The organism is Paenibacillus sp. FSL L8-0436, assembly GCF_038593025.1.
Lineage (GTDB): Bacteria > Bacillota > Bacilli > Paenibacillales > Paenibacillaceae > Paenibacillus_AQ.
This window is the reverse complement of sequence record NZ_CP151955.1, coordinates 984195-1001153: the sequence shown is the minus strand read 5'-3', so window position 1 is coordinate 1001153 and position 16959 is coordinate 984195. Positions and strand designations below refer to the sequence as shown.

Annotated in this window: 13 protein-coding genes; 1 reads left to right on the top strand and 12 read right to left on the bottom strand. The window is 51.2% G+C overall.

Features of this window, described 5'->3' with window-relative positions:
• Nucleotides 1–182: 182 nt before the first annotated feature.
• Both NSS79_RS04660 and yicI read right to left on the bottom strand, forming a co-directional pair.
• Complete coding sequence (locus NSS79_RS04660) at nucleotides 183–1349, bottom strand: SGNH/GDSL hydrolase family protein (protein ID WP_342438455.1); 1167 nt, start codon at nucleotides 1347–1349, stop codon at nucleotides 183–185.
• A 204-nt stretch (nucleotides 1350–1553) separates the two neighbouring features.
• Nucleotides 1554–3875 carry an alpha-xylosidase gene (yicI, locus tag NSS79_RS04655; RefSeq protein WP_342438454.1) on the bottom strand — a complete coding sequence of 774 codons (2322 nt, stop codon included), beginning with the start codon at nucleotides 3873–3875 and terminating at the stop codon, nucleotides 1554–1556.
• 126 nt (nucleotides 3876–4001) lie between these two features.
• Between yicI and NSS79_RS04650 the strand changes: the two genes are divergently transcribed.
• On the top strand, nucleotides 4002–4919 hold the full coding sequence (locus tag NSS79_RS04650; protein ID WP_342438453.1) for an AraC family transcriptional regulator: 918 nt from the start codon (nucleotides 4002–4004) through the stop codon (nucleotides 4917–4919).
• Nucleotides 4920–4980: 61 nt separating this feature from the next.
• On the opposite strand, the gene NSS79_RS04645 is transcribed toward NSS79_RS04650, so the two are convergent.
• The 10 genes from NSS79_RS04645 to NSS79_RS04600 all read right to left on the bottom strand — a co-directional run bounded on the left by NSS79_RS04645 (nucleotide 4981) and on the right by NSS79_RS04600 (nucleotide 16942).
• Nucleotides 4981–6066 (bottom strand): ABC transporter ATP-binding protein, encoded by a 1086-nt coding sequence (locus NSS79_RS04645; RefSeq protein WP_342438452.1) that lies wholly within the window; start codon nucleotides 6064–6066, stop codon nucleotides 4981–4983.
• Between the two features lie 14 nt (nucleotides 6067–6080).
• On the bottom strand, nucleotides 6081–6863 hold the full coding sequence (locus NSS79_RS04640) for an ABC transporter permease (RefSeq protein WP_342438451.1): 783 nt from the start codon (nucleotides 6861–6863) through the stop codon (nucleotides 6081–6083).
• 1 nt (nucleotide 6864) lies between these two features.
• Entirely contained in the window at nucleotides 6865–7722 is an 858-nt protein-coding gene (locus NSS79_RS04635) for an ABC transporter permease (RefSeq protein ID WP_342438450.1), read from the bottom strand.
• 37 nt (nucleotides 7723–7759) lie between these two features.
• A complete protein-coding gene (locus NSS79_RS04630) occupies nucleotides 7760–8833 on the bottom strand; it encodes an ABC transporter substrate-binding protein (protein ID WP_342438449.1) in 1074 nt (357 codons plus the stop codon).
• 45 nt (nucleotides 8834–8878) lie between these two features.
• Complete coding sequence (locus NSS79_RS04625) at nucleotides 8879–10048, bottom strand: amidohydrolase family protein (RefSeq protein ID WP_342438448.1); 1170 nt, start codon at nucleotides 10046–10048, stop codon at nucleotides 8879–8881.
• A gap of 247 nt (nucleotides 10049–10295) precedes the next feature.
• Nucleotides 10296–10943 carry a GntR family transcriptional regulator gene (locus NSS79_RS04620; RefSeq protein WP_038586190.1) on the bottom strand — a complete coding sequence of 216 codons (648 nt, stop codon included), beginning with the start codon at nucleotides 10941–10943 and terminating at the stop codon, nucleotides 10296–10298.
• A 164-nt stretch (nucleotides 10944–11107) separates the two neighbouring features.
• Nucleotides 11108–13231: a class I SAM-dependent methyltransferase gene (locus NSS79_RS04615; RefSeq protein WP_342438447.1), complete on the bottom strand. Its 2124-nt coding sequence runs from the start codon at nucleotides 13229–13231 to the stop codon at nucleotides 11108–11110.
• A 50-nt stretch (nucleotides 13232–13281) separates the two neighbouring features.
• Nucleotides 13282–13836 (bottom strand): hypothetical protein, encoded by a 555-nt coding sequence (locus NSS79_RS04610; RefSeq protein ID WP_342438446.1) that lies wholly within the window; start codon nucleotides 13834–13836, stop codon nucleotides 13282–13284.
• Between the two features lie 194 nt (nucleotides 13837–14030).
• Nucleotides 14031–15821: a cellulase family glycosylhydrolase gene (locus NSS79_RS04605; protein ID WP_342438445.1), complete on the bottom strand. Its 1791-nt coding sequence runs from the start codon at nucleotides 15819–15821 to the stop codon at nucleotides 14031–14033.
• Nucleotides 15822–15937: 116 nt separating this feature from the next.
• Nucleotides 15938–16942, bottom strand: a complete 1005-nt coding sequence (locus NSS79_RS04600) for a carbohydrate ABC transporter permease (RefSeq protein ID WP_342438444.1) — start codon at nucleotides 16940–16942, stop codon at nucleotides 15938–15940.
• Nucleotides 16943–16959 lie beyond the last annotated feature (17 nt).

The window sequence follows — 16959 nt, the reverse complement described above, 5'->3', positions numbered from 1 at the left end:
GCTGCCTGTATGCCCGCGGCGGCCTGCCTTCGAGCCGCTGCCTGTATGCCCGGCGGAGGCCCGCCTTCAAGTCGCTGCCTGTTGTCCCGGCGGCGGCCACCCGTCAGCTACACCCATCACCCGTAGTCCTATCTTACGTCTACGTTTACGGACAACGCTGAACGAGTACTCCGCTCCCCGCTTCAATACCATGCCAAAAAGGCTTCAGCAACGGCCTTCCCGGCGGTGCCGTTCGGATGCGGGTCATATTCGCCGCTCATGTACTCCGCTCTGATTCTGTGCTCAGCCGGGGCCGGCATAGCCAGCACGGACGCGATGTCAAACACGCGGCTGACACCTGCAGGCGGATTTGTCAGGATCGCCATATTGACCTTACGCCACGCTTGCTCCCGCTCTTCCGCAAAGTTGAACGGCGGCACGGTGCTCAGAATAATCTCTGCCCCTCCATTGGCCTCTTTGATCTTGGCGATAATATCGCTTAAATCCCTGAGCAGCTCTTCTGCCGAACGCTGGCCGATATCAAGATCATTGACCCCGAACACGATCAGCACCTCATCCCCCTGCTTTGCTTTGTTCATCCACGGGCCATCTGCGGCTACATCATAAGCCCGTCCCCAGCCGGAGCCGATATTCCACAGCCCGTAATCCGTTCCCAGCCCCGCAGCAATCCGCGCAGCCCAATAGCTGTATTGATCCTTCTCTGTCCGTACCCCCTGCGTGATCGAATCGCCCAGGAACACCAGCTTCTTCGCTACTTGTTTCTTGTAGCCGATATAGCTTGGCAGCACCAGCAGCTTGTCCGACAAGCTAAACGCCTCTGCCGATTCCTGCCCGGCCAGATTCCCCGGCCCGTCATAGGCTGAGACCAGAATTCCCTCCACGTTGTAGGGCAGCGTTTTGCCGGGGGATAATGTCTTAATCGTCCAGGTGAACGCCAAATAATGTCCCTCCGGCAGTTCCAGGCTTGCTTCATCGCTCCAGAAGGTTTCTCCAGCTTCAACCTGCTTCGTGCGGCTGCCCGCAAAGGTTAGCGGCACCGAACTACCGGCGGTTACCGTTCCATCCGGAACACTTCCTCCGTCTGAGATGTATGCCGCTTCAATGCTCCATTCCCCGCCCGGCTCGCTTCCGTTTGCTTCCTGCCCCAGATCCCAAGTCGAATCCACGCTGTTACTGTGCCAGAATTTAAGCGTCAGGCTGCCATTTTCCCGCAAACGGATGTATGTCCGGAAGGTATGGGTGAACGGCTCCGGCGAGTTCATGATATAGTTGGCCGCGCTCGATAATGCTGTAGCTGAAGAGTAGTCCGGCTGGCTGTACACTCCATTGTCTTCTATTATCCTTGTCATATGTAATCCTCCATTATTTAAGCATATCTTAGATCCTCTTAAATTAATTACCGTGTGTTCACAGCATTCAACCTATCTTCACAGCATTTATCCTATCTTTCACATCATTGATCACGTAACCCTCAGCATCCAAAAAGCTCTCTGATGAAATCGGGGACGGAGGTCCCCTGTCATCAGAGAGCTTAAATTATATGCTGTATAAACCTATTTCAGTGTAATGGTGAACGATACGGATTTGCTTCCGGCGTTTACCTTCACTGTAGTCGCATCCGCTTGGTCTGCACCTTCTACGGAAGCGATAGTGCCCAGATCCTTCACTGCCAGCGTGAATGCTTTGCCGCTGCCTTCAGCAGCTACCGTTACAGTATTGCCTTTGCGTTCAGCCTTCACGGTCAGCTCAGGAGCGCCCTTGATATCACGGACGGTTGCAGTCGTTGCCGCTCCGTCTTCCAGTGAGTACAATCCGAATTTCACGCCATCGGCAAAATCATAGTCCGGACGGGTATCTACACTGCCTGTTGCAAGCAGCGAATTCTGACGGACGAACAGCGGCAGACTGAAGAAATCATGTGTTTCCTTGCGCCATGATCCGCCCTGCACAGTTTCACCGTTAAGCAGGTGTGTCCAGCGTCCAGCAGGCAGATAATATTTCACTTCGCCGTTCTCCTGGAAGATTGGAGCCACCAACAGGGAATCACCCAGCATGTATTGACGATCCAGCACTTCGCAGGTCGGATCCTCCGGGAATTCCATCACCATCGCCCGCATCGAAGCCCAGCCTTCTTCATGCGCCTGACCGGCCACATCATACAGGTAAGGCATCAAGCTGCATTTGAGCTTGGTGAAGAAGCGGGTAACATCAACTGCTTCATCGTCGTAAGCCCAAGGCACACGGTACGAGGTGCTGCCGTGCAGACGGCTGTGGCTGGACAGGAGGCCAAACGCCAGCCAGCGTTTGAAGACATGCGCCGGAGCCGTATTCTCGAAGCCGCCGATATCATGACTCCAGAAGCCGAAGCCGGACAGACCGAGGGACAAGCCGCCGCGAAGGCTTTCTGCCATTGATTCATAATCTGCGTAGCAGTCGCCGCCCCAGTGAACCGGGAACTGCTGCCCGCCGGCGGTTGCCGAACGTGCGAATACTGCCGCTTCATTTTTGCCAAGCTTCTCTTCCAATACATCGAAGACAACCTTGTTGTACAACTGAGTGTAGTAGTTGTGCATTTTCTGCGGGTCGGAGCCGTCGAAGTACACAACATCCGTCGGAATCCGTTCGCCGAAGTCCGTCTTGAAGCTGTCTACGCCCATATCCACCAGGTCGCGCAGGTATCCGGCATACCACTCACAAGCTGCAGGGTTCGTGAAGTCCACAAGCCCCATGCCTGCTTGCCACAGGTCAGTCTGGTAGACATCGCCGTTTGCTTTTTTGATCAGATAGCCGTTCTTTTTGCCTTCTTCAAACAGCGGTGAACGTTGTCCGATATAAGAGTTGATCCAGACGCAGATTTTCAGGCCTTTTTCCTTCAGGCGTTTCAGCATGCCAACCGGGTCCGGGAATACACGGGAGTCCCACTGGAAATCGGTCCATTGGTATTCACGCATCCAGAAGCAGTCGAAGTGGAAGACATGCAGCGGAAGATCACGCTCAGCCATGCCTTCTACGAAGGAGTTAACGGTTGCTTCATCATAATCGGTAGTGAACGAAGTCGTCAGCCACAGGCCGAAGGTCCATGCCGGAGGAAGCGCTGGCTTGCCGGTTAGGGAAGTATATTTGCTGATGACCTCTTTGATCGTAGGTCCCTCGATAACGAAGTATTCCAGGCTTTCGCCGGCTACGCTGAATTGGGCCTTTTTCACTTTTTCCGAACCGATTTCATACGAAACCAGCTCAGGCTGGTTCACAAATACGCCGTAGCCTTTGCTTGTTACATAGAACGGAATGTTCTTGTATGCCTGCTCGGAGCTTGTACCGCCGTCTTTGTTCCAGATATCAACAACCTGTCCGTTTTTGACAAAAGCAGTGAAGCGCTCACCCAGACCATAGACGAATTCACCTACGCCGATATCAAGTTCTTCACGCATGAAGGTGTTGCCGTCCTGATCTGTGATGTAAGCCATGGATTTGTAACCGCTGCCTGTAATGCGCTCGTCGCCGCGGTAGAAATCCACTGCCCATTGCTCGCCCTTGCGGATGACTACGCGCAGCCCGCCGCTGATCAGCACGGTTTCCGAATCAGTTTCTTCAATTTCTACGTGGTCGCCGGTTCCCTTGGTCAATTCGAAAGCGGGACCGCGGTCAATTACGCCGTCATTATGAATGATCTTCACGCCTACCACACCCGGAAGCGGAGAATGGAATTTTACGGTCAGCAGCGTGGAGTTAAGGGTTGCTGCGCGTCCTGTAATTGGAGTGGTTTGAGTAATTGCCGTCAAACCCTCAGAAGTTTTTTCCACTACATAGTTTTGTACTGCGCCGTTGATGTTGATTCCGTCGCGAACCAGCCAGAGGCCGTCTGTAAATTTCATGTGTGACTTGCCACCCTTCAATTTGGTGTTTATAGTTGCATTATAACGATAATAAAAATACAAAACTAATATAATATAGCTAATTTATAACACTATTATGATGTTTTTACCGAAAGGAGCCCAATTATGGACCGCACATCACAACGTTTGCTTAAAGAAGACCGTGTGCATGGTGATGTTATGTTCCCGCTAGCCGCCTATTGGATCGAACTTCCGGCCGGAACCCATGTCCTGGATACGCACTGGCATGAGGAGGCTGAGTTCTTTATGCTGCTGGAAGGCGAGATTCTGTTTCAGGTCGATACCGATTATTTCCCTCTCCGGGCCGGTGAGGCCGTATTCATCGAATCCGGTGATATTCATGCCGCCTATGTGCTGAAGGAAGGCCCTTGCAGGTTCTGTGCCCTTGTCTTTCACCCTGATCTGCTCGCCAGCGCCCAGTATGATGCCATTCAGCATACAGTGATTCTGCCGCTGCAGGAGAAACGCCAAAGCTTTCCCAGACATCTTACACCGGAGATTGCCTGGCAGCAGGAATTGCTCCACCATCTCGAACGTTTGATGGAGGCATATGCTAATAAATTGCCCGGATTTGAGTCCTTTATGAAAGGGACTTTGCTTATCATGCTCTCGCAGATCGCGATCGAGGGCCGCTCCGTGAACCATACCCAGTCGGAGGGTGCGGATACAACCAAGATCAACCGGCTGAAGAAGGTCATCCTCTACATCCAGGACAATTACCAGGAACCGATACGAACCCGCGATTTGTCCGAGCTTATACCCATGAGCGAAGGACAGTTCTGCCGCTTCTTCAAGGCAATGACCCGCAAGACGCCGGTGGATTACATCAATTCCTACCGGATCCGCCAGGCCGCAGATCTGCTGCAGCAAAGCGACCGCAAAATATCCGACATCGCCATGGATGTCGGATTCGATAACGTCAGCTATTTCATTAAGGTGTTCCGCAAGGCGATGAAATGTTCGCCTTCAGAGTTCCGCAAGGGGGCAGTACAGGGTGCCGGGCAGTCGCAGCTGTATCCGTGAGATGAATGAGCCTCGTTGAAGGTTACAGAACCATGCGATATGCGGCTCCCTTCCTGACATATCAGAAGGTAAGCGTTTCGTGAACCGGCCACTCAACCACTGCTTCTTCGCCTACCCGCAGATCTAGCTCTCTTCTCGTGTTCTGCAGCCGGATAATAAATTGCTGGTCCAGAGACTTGATTACAACTCCGATCAGATAGGAAGAACCGGAGTAGTTGATAAAGGCCACTTCACCCGTCAGCGTATTCAGCCCATGCCCGGGTACCGGGTGGGGTTCCGGACTTTGACGCCGCACAGAAACAGCCTCCGGCCGGACCATAACATATGTCGGAGCGCTCCCGTTCCCGGTTTTCTCCGCAGAAACGGGGTTTCCCTTCGTCAGTTCGAAACGCCACATGCCTTCTGATTCCATGACATTGGTGATCGGAAACAAGTTCGATTCTCCCACAAAATCAGCCACGAACGGGTCGGCAGGATGCATATAAATCTGCTGCGGCGTTCCGGTCTGCACAATATTCCCACCGTTCATTACGGCAATACGGTCAGAAATGACCATCGCTTCCTCCTGGTCATGAGTAACAAAGATCCCGGTAAAACCATACTCCCGCTGCAGCACGCGGATTTCAATTCCCAGCGCCTGACGCAGCTTGGCATCTAGGTTACTGAGCGGCTCATCGAACAATACGAGCGGCGGTTTAAGCACAAGAGTCCGGGCCAGCGCAACCCGCTGCTGCTGTCCGCCGGACATTTGCGCGGGGAACCGTTCTGCATAATCGTTCAGCCGCACGGAATGCAGAGCCGCCTCCACGCGTTCCCTGATTTCCGATTTTGGCACACCGTGACGTTTCAGTCCAAAAGCTACATTTTCAAAAACGCTTAAGTGAGGGAAAAGGGCATAATTCTGGAAGACGAGCCCAATGTTCCTTTTATGCGGAGCAATATTTGTGAGTTCCCTGCCGTCCAGCCGGATAGAGCCCGAGGTCGGATCATGCATGCCTGCAATCATGCGCAGGGTTGTCGTTTTCCCGCACCCGCTCGGTCCGAGAAGCGACAGCATCTCACCGCTCTCTACAGTAACATTCAGATTGTTGACTACGGGTTTTTGCCCGTAATTTTTTACGAGATTTTCGATGATCAGTTGGCTCATGATGTGCCTCCCCGCTATGTTTTTTTGCCCCACCGCATAATGCCGATCCCCAGCAGCCCGATCAGAATCGTGCCTGTAATAATAATGGACGATACCGCAGCCAGCGAAGGTGACAGATTGAACTGAATGTCTGAATAAATGGTCATCGGCAGCGTGTTGATGCCTGGACCCGTAAGGAATAAGGCGATAACCAGTTCATCAAAGGAAAGCACCAGACTGAGGAACGCACTGGCGAGCAGCGAGGTTCTGGCGAACGGAAGTGTCACCAGGAAGAAGGTTTTCAGCGGCGAAGCGCCGAGAATGATTGAAGCCTCTTCCACCGACCGTTCCATCCGCGAGAATCCGGCCAGCATGGTCCGCACGACATAAGGAATAATTAAGATGATATGGGCGAGCAGCAGTCTCAGGAAGAACATCCGTATGCCCAGATAGCTGAAGAAAATCAGCAGGCCGATGCCGAACAGCAGTGTCGGAATAACCAGAGGGGACAGAAACAGCCCCTGCAGCGCATTCTTCAGCCGAAATTCAAACCGCTGTATGGCGTAGGCAATCATCGTCCCAAGCGGCAGCGCAAACAGCGTAGTCAAAACAGCCAGCTTAATACTGGTCAGGAAGGGTCCGGTGTACCTCCCGCCTGTCAGCACCTCTTCATACCATCGCAGGGAGAAGCCTTTGGGAGGAAATACCAGAAACTCACCGGAATTAAATGATGAAATGAGAATGACAAGCAGCGGTGCCATAATAAATAGATAGATTAGAGTATTTACTATAGTAAGGAGCGGAAATTTCCTTCTCATATCAAACGACTCCTCCCGGCTTCCTGCCGCTAAGCATCCGTCTGTAGAGACTGGTTACCCCAAGCATGGTCAGCAGTAAAATGACGCCCATAGCAGAAGCATAAGGCCAGTTAAGCAGGTTAATTGTCTGGTTGTAGATTTCTGTAGCCATCAGCTTCACCTTGGCCCCCCCGATCAGGGACGGAGTGACGAAAAAGCTTAATGTAATTGAGAAAACAAGCAATGTTCCAGCAATAATCCCCTGTTTGGAGAGCGGCAGGGTGACGAACCAGAATACCTTTGTTTTTGACGCACCCAGATTGGCGGCCGCACTTTCGAGATTGCGGTCCATGCCTTCCAGCACCGAGTAAAGAACGAGCACCATATAAGGAAGCATGACATGCACCAAAGCAATAATCACACCCGCAGGAGTATACAGTAGCTCAAGCGGCTCCTGGATCAACCCTATTCCGAGCAGGAATTGATTCAGAATTCCTTTGCGGCCCAGAATAATAATCCAGCCGAAGTTGCGGATCACAGCGCTTGTCAACAGAGGGAGCGCAATTAAGATAAGCAGCAGGAAACGGTGTTTGGGCTGAGCCCGGGATACCCCATACGCGAGGCAGTATCCCAGAATCAGACAGATGAAGCTTACGGCAACCCCGATATACACCGAACGCCAGAGCATTTGCAGATAAAACGGATCTGTGAAGAATCTTCCGTATTGCTGCCAGACGAACGCCGCTTTCATGGCTCCGGATGAGTCCGTTTGATAAAAGCTGAGCATCAGCAGCCGGGCAAGCGGGAGGACAAACACCAGCAGGAAAATTATCAGCCCGGGAGCCAGCAGAATCCAGTAAGGGGGAATGCGTTTCAGCATGGCATTGCAGCTCCCTTCAAATAGTAATGATGCAGTGCTACTGTGAAATCAATTTGCTCCACTTCTCCATCCAATCTGCCTTGTTGTTGTTCACCTGCGCCAAATCAAGATGAATCAGGCCGTTAAACGTATCTTCGCCATTCGGAAGAATGCCTTTCAGATCATCGGACAACTCTGTCTGGCTATTGGTCGGGGAATAGCCGCCACCCTCAGCAGTCAGCTTCTGAATCTCCGGACGCAGCAGGAAGTCTATATATTTCCGGGCAAGCTCAGGGTTAGGGCTGCCTTTCACCACTTGGGCAGTAATATAGATGCCGACGGCTCCCTCCTTGGGAATCGCAAAGTTAATGGGAATCCCCTGTTTGCCAAACGTATAGGCATAACCGGAATCGAACGGGGCTATAACCGCCTCATCCTGGGCGAACAAATTGCCGACTTCGGGACTGGATTTCACAATTGCCGCGGCATTGGGCAGCAAAGTCTTGATTGCATCGAGTCCTGGCTGAATATTATCTTCTCCGCCGCCGTTCATCTTGGCGAGGGCTACCAGGAACTGATTGCCGTAGGTGTTGGAGATATCAACCAAACCGACTTGTCCTTTATATTCTTCCTTCCACAGATCATTCCACGAGACTGGAGGAGTTGGGATTGCATCACGGTTATAGATCATGCCAAGAGCTTCATAGCCGAAGGTAGGTCCATAGCCATCAGCACTGCGCGCTTCCGGGTACAGCTGGTCCAGGTTCTCCATCTGCTCCGGGTCGAGCTTCATAATCAGATCCTCTTTGGCTGCAATCTGCTCCTGTCCGCCTGAGAACAGCACCACATCAATGGTTTGATTGTTCTTCTCCGCACGAATCTTGGCCAGCGCATCTGCCGAATACAACGTTACAACTTCAACCTCGGCATTGTACTCCTCTTCAAATTGTTTGATGTAGGCACGCTGGGTTTCTTCAATTGCTCCGCCGAAAGAGGTGACCACCAGCTTGCCGCCGGAAGGCTTGTCCGTGGCTGCCGCCGCTGGAGCATCCTTGCCCGAACTGCAGGCTGTCGCCGTAATCAGAAGTGTCAATATACCTGCCGCAGCTTTTCCATAGAACCGTTTCCGCATCGCACATATCCCCTTATCGTTCAGATGATGGTATATTCCCTTGGTTTAACCGTTTGATCTTTCACTCCAGTTGCGGATATACAGATTGCGTGCATTTTCCGAGAGAACCAGGCCAGCCGCAGTATAAGCATATTCTTCATCAATAATTCCATCTGTCACCAGATCCGTTAGCATTTTACCCAGCTCTTTCTTGATCATCCGGCCACCCAGCCAGCTGACTTCGGGAATCGTAAAACCGTCGGAGCCGTACATCACTTTCGTAAAAGGAGCCATTTCAAAGATTTGCCGCAGCTTCGGCTGCACGCCTATGCTGCTGAAGGGAATCATGGAGGACAAGTCGAGATACACATTATGATACTGATTGACCAGGTAACCGGCTTCTTCAACAAACGGATATGCGGTATGAATGAAAATAATCTTTACAGCCTGATAGTGCGGATCGCTGACGATACTGTGCATCAGCAGCGGACTTGCGAGCTTCACATCCAGCAGCGGGGCATCGCCTGCTCCCGAATGCATCTGAATTGGAATGTCATATTCCATGCACAGCTCGAACGCGAGCAATACGAGATAGTCACGGACATCTTTTTCGGCTTCAGTATTGTCCGGCGATTCCAGGAACCGGCTGTAGCTGGCTGCGGCCCGGCTCTTGCTGATCTTGTTTATTTTCAGTCCGGTATGGTAGGCAATTACGGTCTTAAAAGCAATAGTCCCCTGATTCTCCACCTCGTCCCGCAGCTCCCGGATGTAGGTCTCTTCCAATTCCCCGAACGGTACCTTCTCCTCGAACAGCCGGTGATAGGTAGCTTCCACCCGGTGAATGCGGCGGGTCGGAATGGACGACGAGGTCTGATGGAACCAGTCAAGCTCATCCTGGGCCAACCGCGACCCCATAACCGGGAAACCGTAGTCCACCAGCAGTGATTCCAATCCTACATCCTTGAAAAGCATGTCTACATATTCTTTGGGATTGGCTTGATAACGCTGATTGCGCTGCAGGATCAGTTCGTCATCCGTCACGCGGGGGTCAAGCCCAAGCAGCTGGATCATCTCTTTACGGACAATTTTGAATAACAGAGTGTTTCGGGTGTCGCGGCTCTTGGGGGGGATCAATGAGAGGGTGAAGCAATTATCGAAACTCTTCTTCTCTCTGGTCGGCATGAATGGATGACAATGGTCGTCAATGATGGGCAAGCGGCTGATATCAATCGTCATGGTAATCCCCCTTGATCTTTTGTGAACAAATTGTTTTTGTTATTGTATACAATAATACGTACAAGGATGGTTCTTGTCAACAAAAGTTACATCATGGGGATGAAAAGATATTTTTATCGGATTAAGTGTAATATAACATGACACACAACAAAAAAACCACTTGTTTACGCCCATCGAGGGCGCAACAAATGGCTTGTCCATACGATACCAATGTGTTGTAAGCTGCAAAATGAACCTTTCAGGATACCTACAGCTTATCGTTGTATCCGTAGTTCACCAGTTCATTTCTGGCTCTGTTCCAATTCTGCTGTGTATAATGCCTGGCTTTCTCGGAATCTTTAGCGATGATTGCATCGAGTATGAATTGATGCTCCTCTGTCGCCTTCTCCAAATTGACTCCGGCCACAAACCGGGTCTGAATTTGGTAGGTTTTGTGGAACAGCTTTTCCACATGATAAATGAGCAGCTTATTAGGGCACATGCGGTGCAGGGTCCGGTGAAATTCGATGTCATATTCCTTCCACTGATGGAAGTTAGACAGACTTTTTTGCTCATTCATTCTGCCGATCAGTTCCGTAAGCTGGTTAACATGCTCAGTAGAAGGCTGTTGTGCAGCCAGATAAGCGATCATCCCCTCAACGGCTTCCATCATTTCGTAACATTCCTTCACATCTTCTGCTGTCAGTACACTGACATACGCACCTTTTCGAGGGTACACGGTCACAAATCCTTCTACGGACAACAGTCTGATCGCTTCTCTTACCGGAGTCCGGCTCATATCCAGCTTCTTGGCGTATTCTTCTTCTATAATGGGCTGGCCTTGGGTTAGCTGGTTCTCTTTGATATCCCGAAGAATGCTGTCGTATGCAATTTGCGCTTGGTTCTGCTTGCCCATATACACAGTCTCCTTCACCGGTCATGATCATCACAACAATACGCTGATTATAATACTATCTGAATACATCATCTGTAAAGTTAGATCATCACTGCGAGGCAATTCGTTCCGCATCATTCCTACACGCTGCACACGTTGCTTCAGCCTTCCTGAGATCAATGCACTTATGCTTTCCGGATCACAATAAAGCAGGTACTGTCCGGCAACGCCACCTCTTGACCGCTTTCGTCCATAACGACCACCCTGCCCTGCAGCGCCTCCGTATAACCATCCTGCAAATAGTGCCGGAACACTTCAACCTTCGCCCGTTCGCCCAGACTGCGCTTGATAAAATCGGCATACTGGCTGGGAGTGAAATAGCCAAACTGTTCCTGGACCTCATGGATATACGCTTCTTCTCCCCAAGTGTAGGTATACAGAAATTCCATGGCATCATTTACAGGCATCAGCACCTCTTGTTCACCGGTCACCGAATACTGAATGTTGCGTCCGGCAAAATCCTTGGCGTAACGTGCAAGCCAGGCCATCCCGTCTTCCTCCAGAAACCGTACGCGGCGCTGATCACTCTCCGGCTCGCTCATAATCCCGTCGCGGATGATGATCACACCGCCGGCCGACAGCACATCAAAGGCGCTGCGCAGAGCTGCGGCCACTGTCCCGTGATTGAATTTGACGCCATCCAGCGGCACATACGAATACAGCTCATGCAGTATTGATGAGAAAATGACGGTGTCTACGCTGCCCGTGTCCACGAAATCCTTCAGGTTCAGCGCATCGCCCTGCAGTACCTCCCAGCGGTGCCCTTCCCGCTGCTTGCGCTGCCGCAGCGCTTCAATCACATTGCTGGAAATATCAATGCCGACCGGAGTGACATCCGGCATACGCTCTTCAATCAAATCCAGCAGCACACCTCCGCCGGGTCCGATATCCAGCACCTTGCTGCCGGTGACATACTCCAGAATCACTGCTTTATAATCACCCGTATCATTCATCTGGCTCAAATAGCTGTCCTCGTTATGGAACCGGTCAAAGGCATCGCGGCGCAGATCAAACAGATCGAACAGCAGCAGCACCGCCCGTTCATACAAGGCCGACTTCTCGGCTTCCATACAGAATTCGATCAGCTTCTCCGCCGCAGGTGAGAATTCAAAATCAAAGAACACCGTATCCGGCAAGTGAGCCTGCCTACGGAGCCGGTGGGCAAGATGCGGATTACCGGAAGACATGGTTCCGCTCGTGATATCCTGCCAGGTTAATTCCGACAAATACTTCTCGATAATCCGCTTCTTGTACACATTGATCTTCTTCACACCTTTGTAGTCATAATGGAGCGAATTCATGACAGCCTCAAAGCTGATATGATTCAGACCGGAAAGTTCGGCGCCGCAGGCTGTCAAAGCTATCACTTTCAGGAATTGCTCCAGCGAGAAGGTCTGGAGTGCCGACTCCACATACCAGAAGGTAAGGGGCTGCAGCGGTTCCAGCAAGGAAGGCCGAAATCCTTCGGACTCCAGCCTGCTCCATTCGCTGCCGAAATCCTCCCCTTTGGCAATCGGCCCCGATCGCATCCGTTCCAGCCGTTCCTTCATCGGCAGCGGGACATCCCGAGCGCCTGATGTGATTGCCGCAATCAGCTCCATAACCTCCGCGCGCACCTCCTGCCACAGCTCAGGGGAAACGGCGGAAATGATGCAATGGTTCAGCGCGAACAGCAGCCGTTCCAGCTCATCTGCCGTCAGAAGCCCTTCCTCCACCATGGCTGACAGCGGACGGTTAGCGGATGGCGGAACCTCACCGCGAATCTGCTGCCCGATCAGTCCGTGAGTCTCGATCAGCCGGTGTACGATCATCATCTTCTCCGCATCTGCTACCCCTGCCGCCGTGAGCTGGCCCGCTTGCGGTTTATGCTCTGTTGCCGGATCTCCCCCGGCATACCGCCAGTACAGCTGTGCCGAGCCAATATTATGTACGAAACAATTAATGCCCTCCAGCTGCCACATCCGGCGCTGGCGGGAAGTTCCGCCTTTTGCCGTCTCCGACCAGACCAGTGTCTCCTCTGCCAGTTCCTTGATCCAGTAGGATAAAGGCAGGCTGTCCAGCAGGCGTAAGCTCCGCTCCACATAATCCAGCACAGGATTCTGTTCATCCAGTTCGCGCAGCGATTCCACCCGCTCCAGATTGACAATGGTTTGCTCAGCCTGAACAATATATTTCAGCCAGGGAAACACCTCTGCGGCCAACTCTTCCCCTTCACGGTACGATTCAATCGCTTGTAATGATTTCAGCATGTGTGTGCCTCCCTATGTAATTGAACAACTCTCTCTATACCATAGCCCTGCTACCGGCCATTTGAATCAGAATCGGCAGGAAGTATTCCGGCGTTCTCATGACAAACAACACACCCATGCCAGCATAAAAGAACATGATGTTGACCACATACAGGATATTCACCCGGAAGGGTCCGTTCCGCTTCTTGCTCCTCCCGCCACAACTGGCCAACAGCAAAATCGATTTCCGTCTCCTGCAATTCGTTTACAAGCGTCCTAAACTGATTAAGTGCGGGTTCGAGCATGGTTACATTGGGCGTATAATCGAGCATGCCCCATCCCAAGCAGCGGATGGCCCCCTCAATGGTTGTGTCTAAAAAGCTCTTCTCCAGTTGCATCCGGTCTCTTGACCATGGCATTTCCGAGATCGTAAAACCGCAGGTACCACTTCCCAGTACAGATTGATCATGCTCGGCCAGCCATATAATGAAATCCTTCTCATCCGATGTTCTTGCAATCCGCGATCCACTCAGTGTAAGTACGGATATCACTACGGAAAACAAGCCGTTTGAACACCTAATCTCCTGATCCGTCTCTGCGTCTGATCTTGTTATGGTATTCGCCATTTCGGACCACCCTTCAAATTCCCCCGAAGAATTTGCCGATACAACAAACAGCAAGCTTCCAAAGAGAGGCCTGCTGCTTGTCGTATCGTTTATTTATACTGGTTCTGCAGGATAATCGTATTCTAACCTGCCAGAGTAAAACCTGGCAAGAAGACTTGTTTGTGCTGTATTCAAATGACATTCCATTCGCGATATTATCCCCTCTTTGCTCTCCACCAGTACACCCCCGCACCTGCCAAGACCAGGAGTGAGGCTACCGCTACCGGGATGCTCAGGATATGATTTCCTTCATCTGATGAGGAGTCATCGCCGGAGGGCTGTGCTGAAACGGCTGTTGCTGCTGAATCGCCAGAGTCTGCCTGTGTATCTGCCGGTGTTTCGGCTGCTTGTTCCACTGCTTGTTGTTCTACTGCCTCTCTCTTCTTCGCTTCCTCTGCGGATACCCCTACGATCTTCCCGCTTGCTTTTGTAATCGTATACGGGATCACTGCGCCGCTCCAGAAATGCAGCTTCAGCCGCACTTCTCCATCCTTCACTTCCTTCCAGAATTCGTCCGTGAACTTGATCTCTCCAGTGGTATAGTCCGGATAGAAGGTACGTTTGTACTCCTTGAAGGGAGTCCAATCATTGGGACCGGCATTGCCGCCAGCCGTATAGACGGCTTCCAGTGTCGCCAGGCTGTCCCCGTTGAACCAGGTCGGGATCGTGAATATCCCCTCCGGGGCTTGCGCACTAATCAGGCTGGGCGTGTCATAATAAATAATATTTATTTTCCAGTCGGCACCCGCACTGAACGTAGCGGTTAAGGTCGCATTCATTCCATACTTCTTCGTGACAAGCTTTTGCAGCAATGCAGATTTGAGGATTAAGTTTTCTCCGTCAAGCTCATAATCCGTTCCCTTCACTAACGCATTTTCCTGATTGAGCAGAGCGGTGAAGGTATTCCCGTTCAAATTCAGGGGAATGACCACATCCTTAATTTCCGAATCTTTAAGAATATAGACCGAATCCGTTTCCGCATTGGAGGAGCGGCCCTTCCAGCCCTGCTTCATCACCTGATGAAGCTCCTCATCCACCCATTTGAGGGTGCGCCTATCGAAATGCTGGCCGTTATCCCACAGCATCAGCGGCATCTTTTTTTCCCGGGCATAGTAGGTGATGTATTCAAAAAACTTCAAAATTTCGCCATGCTGAACAGTATCCAGCGATTTATCGAACCCAAGCAGGCCAAATTCCCCCATGATAACAGGAATCCCTTTGGCGGTGAAGGTGTCGTAAGCCCGGTCGAACGCCTGAATCAGATCCTCCCTGGCCGTGTTATCGAACGTGGTCGAACCTCCAAGGTTCACACTGAACGCATAATATCCATAGTAGTGGAACGTTGCAATCAGCCTATCGTCGTTTAATTTCGTAATGGTTTTGGCTAACTCATCCAGTCTGGCCTGGGTTGGAGCAGCCGTAAGAGTAGAAAGTACGAGCGGACGCTTATTGTTATTCCCGCCGGAATGACGAACGATAGCATGAAAAGAAACATTCAGTTCATCCAGCATCGCAAAATATTCAGGGGTGTCCTTGCTCCAATCCTCGGAAAAGCGCGGTTCATTCAGGCTCTCAAACATCAGCGTGTCCGGATAATCCTTGAAATGCCCCGCAATCTGCGTCCAGGCCGCATTGAATCTGGCAACCACTTCATCATGCTCCGTCTCCATATTCAGGACCCAGCTTGTATCGTGATGAAGGTTAATGATGACATGAAGATCCGCAGCCAGCGACCAGTCGACGACTTCTTGAATCCGTGCCATAAACTCTTTCTGGATCACATAATCAGGAGCGTCGCCCATCCGGTGCTTCCAGGTAATGGGGATGCGGATGCTTTTGTAGCCTTCAGCAGCAATTTGGTCAATAAATGCCTGGGTTGTACTCGGGTTCCCCCATGAAGTTTCCTCACCCGTAGCGTCGCCGTCACGGCCAGCAGCAACATACAAATCATGACGAACAAACGTTTAGGCTTCATTATCCGGCTCCCTTCCTAATAAAAAATGCTGGAGGCACATTACGCGGGTCTCCAGCATTTCATTTCTCCATTAAGCAATGTATTCTGTTAACCAATAATACCGCTGCGCTCAACGCTCTCTACGAAATAACGCTGCACCACCATATACAGCAAGATCAGCGGGATAATGGCCAGCAAGATGCCGGTATCAATAATCATGGCCACATGGTTTGGATCCGCCTTAATACTAGACCCGCCTGCACCTATCCCAAGTAAGCCCGGAAGCAAGGCATTGGCCTGAGCCGCCAGCGAACTGACCTTCGTAGGCATAAGCGCCACTTCACTCATGAAGAGCGAGGTAAAGAAGGTATCGTTATACTGCCAGACAAAGCAGAACAAAATGACTGTGATCATCGGGGAGACTGCATTAGGCAGCATGATCCGCAGGAATGTTTTAACGCCTCCCGCGCCGTCAATCAAAGCGGCTTCTTCAATTTCTTTCGGCATCCCTTTGAAGAATTGGCGAAAAATATAGATGAACAAGCCTGCTTTTAATCCAATCGCTGTCGCTGATGTAATAATGGAAGGCCAATACGTATTGAGCAGGTTGATGCCTTCTTTGCCTGTGATCAGATGAATAATCCCCAGAATATCAAAGCTTCGGAAATGCAGGTACATAGGCACCATCAGTGTGCTGGTAGGTACAAGCAAGGTTAGAATGACGAGCGCGAACAGGATGTTGCTTCCCGGAAAGTTGAACCGGGCAAAGCCATAACCCGCCAAGGCGCAGGAAGCCGTAGTCAGCAGCGTTGTTACTACGACGAAGAGCAAGGTATTCCCCAGCAGCGGAAAATAATCCAGAATCTGCATCGCCATCTTGATGTTATCCAGCGTAAAGTGGACCGGTATCATATAAATCGTCGGATTATAAATATCTGCTTTATCCTTGAAGGCGATCGAGAATTTCATAAGCAACGGGTAAATAATAATAAATGAAATCCCGATGACAAGCGCGTACCGGAACAATGCATACAAAATATCAACTGCCTTACCTCTGGCCTTCTGAACTCTATAGTGATTCGCTTCTCTGTGAACGGGTTGAGGAGATTGCATAGCCGTACCCTCCTTTG

Bases quoted from the DNA above. Each gene is read 5' to 3' on its own strand.
- NSS79_RS04660 (WP_342438455.1), bottom strand. From the start codon at position 1,349: ATGACAAGGATAATAGAAGACAATGGAGTGTACAGCCAGCCGGACTAC.
- NSS79_RS04610 (WP_342438446.1), bottom strand. From the start codon at position 13,836: ATGGCGAATACCATAACAAGATCAGACGCAGAGACGGATCAGGAGATT.
- yicI (WP_342438454.1), bottom strand. From the start codon at position 3,875: ATGAAATTTACAGACGGCCTCTGGCTGGTTCGCGACGGAATCAACATC.
- NSS79_RS04635 (WP_342438450.1), bottom strand. From the start codon at position 7,722: ATGCTGAAACGCATTCCCCCTTACTGGATTCTGCTGGCTCCCGGGCTG.
- NSS79_RS04630 (WP_342438449.1), bottom strand. From the start codon at position 8,833: ATGCGGAAACGGTTCTATGGAAAAGCTGCGGCAGGTATATTGACACTT.
- NSS79_RS04615 (WP_342438447.1), bottom strand. From the start codon at position 13,231: ATGCTGAAATCATTACAAGCGATTGAATCGTACCGTGAAGGGGAAGAG.
- NSS79_RS04645 (WP_342438452.1), bottom strand. From the start codon at position 6,066: ATGAGCCAACTGATCATCGAAAATCTCGTAAAAAATTACGGGCAAAAA.
- NSS79_RS04650 (WP_342438453.1), top strand. From the start codon at position 4,002: ATGGACCGCACATCACAACGTTTGCTTAAAGAAGACCGTGTGCATGGT.
- NSS79_RS04620 (WP_038586190.1), bottom strand. From the start codon at position 10,943: ATGGGCAAGCAGAACCAAGCGCAAATTGCATACGACAGCATTCTTCGG.
- NSS79_RS04625 (WP_342438448.1), bottom strand. From the start codon at position 10,048: ATGACGATTGATATCAGCCGCTTGCCCATCATTGACGACCATTGTCAT.
- NSS79_RS04640 (WP_342438451.1), bottom strand. From the start codon at position 6,863: ATGAGAAGGAAATTTCCGCTCCTTACTATAGTAAATACTCTAATCTAT.
- NSS79_RS04600 (WP_342438444.1), bottom strand. From the start codon at position 16,942: ATGCAATCTCCTCAACCCGTTCACAGAGAAGCGAATCACTATAGAGTT.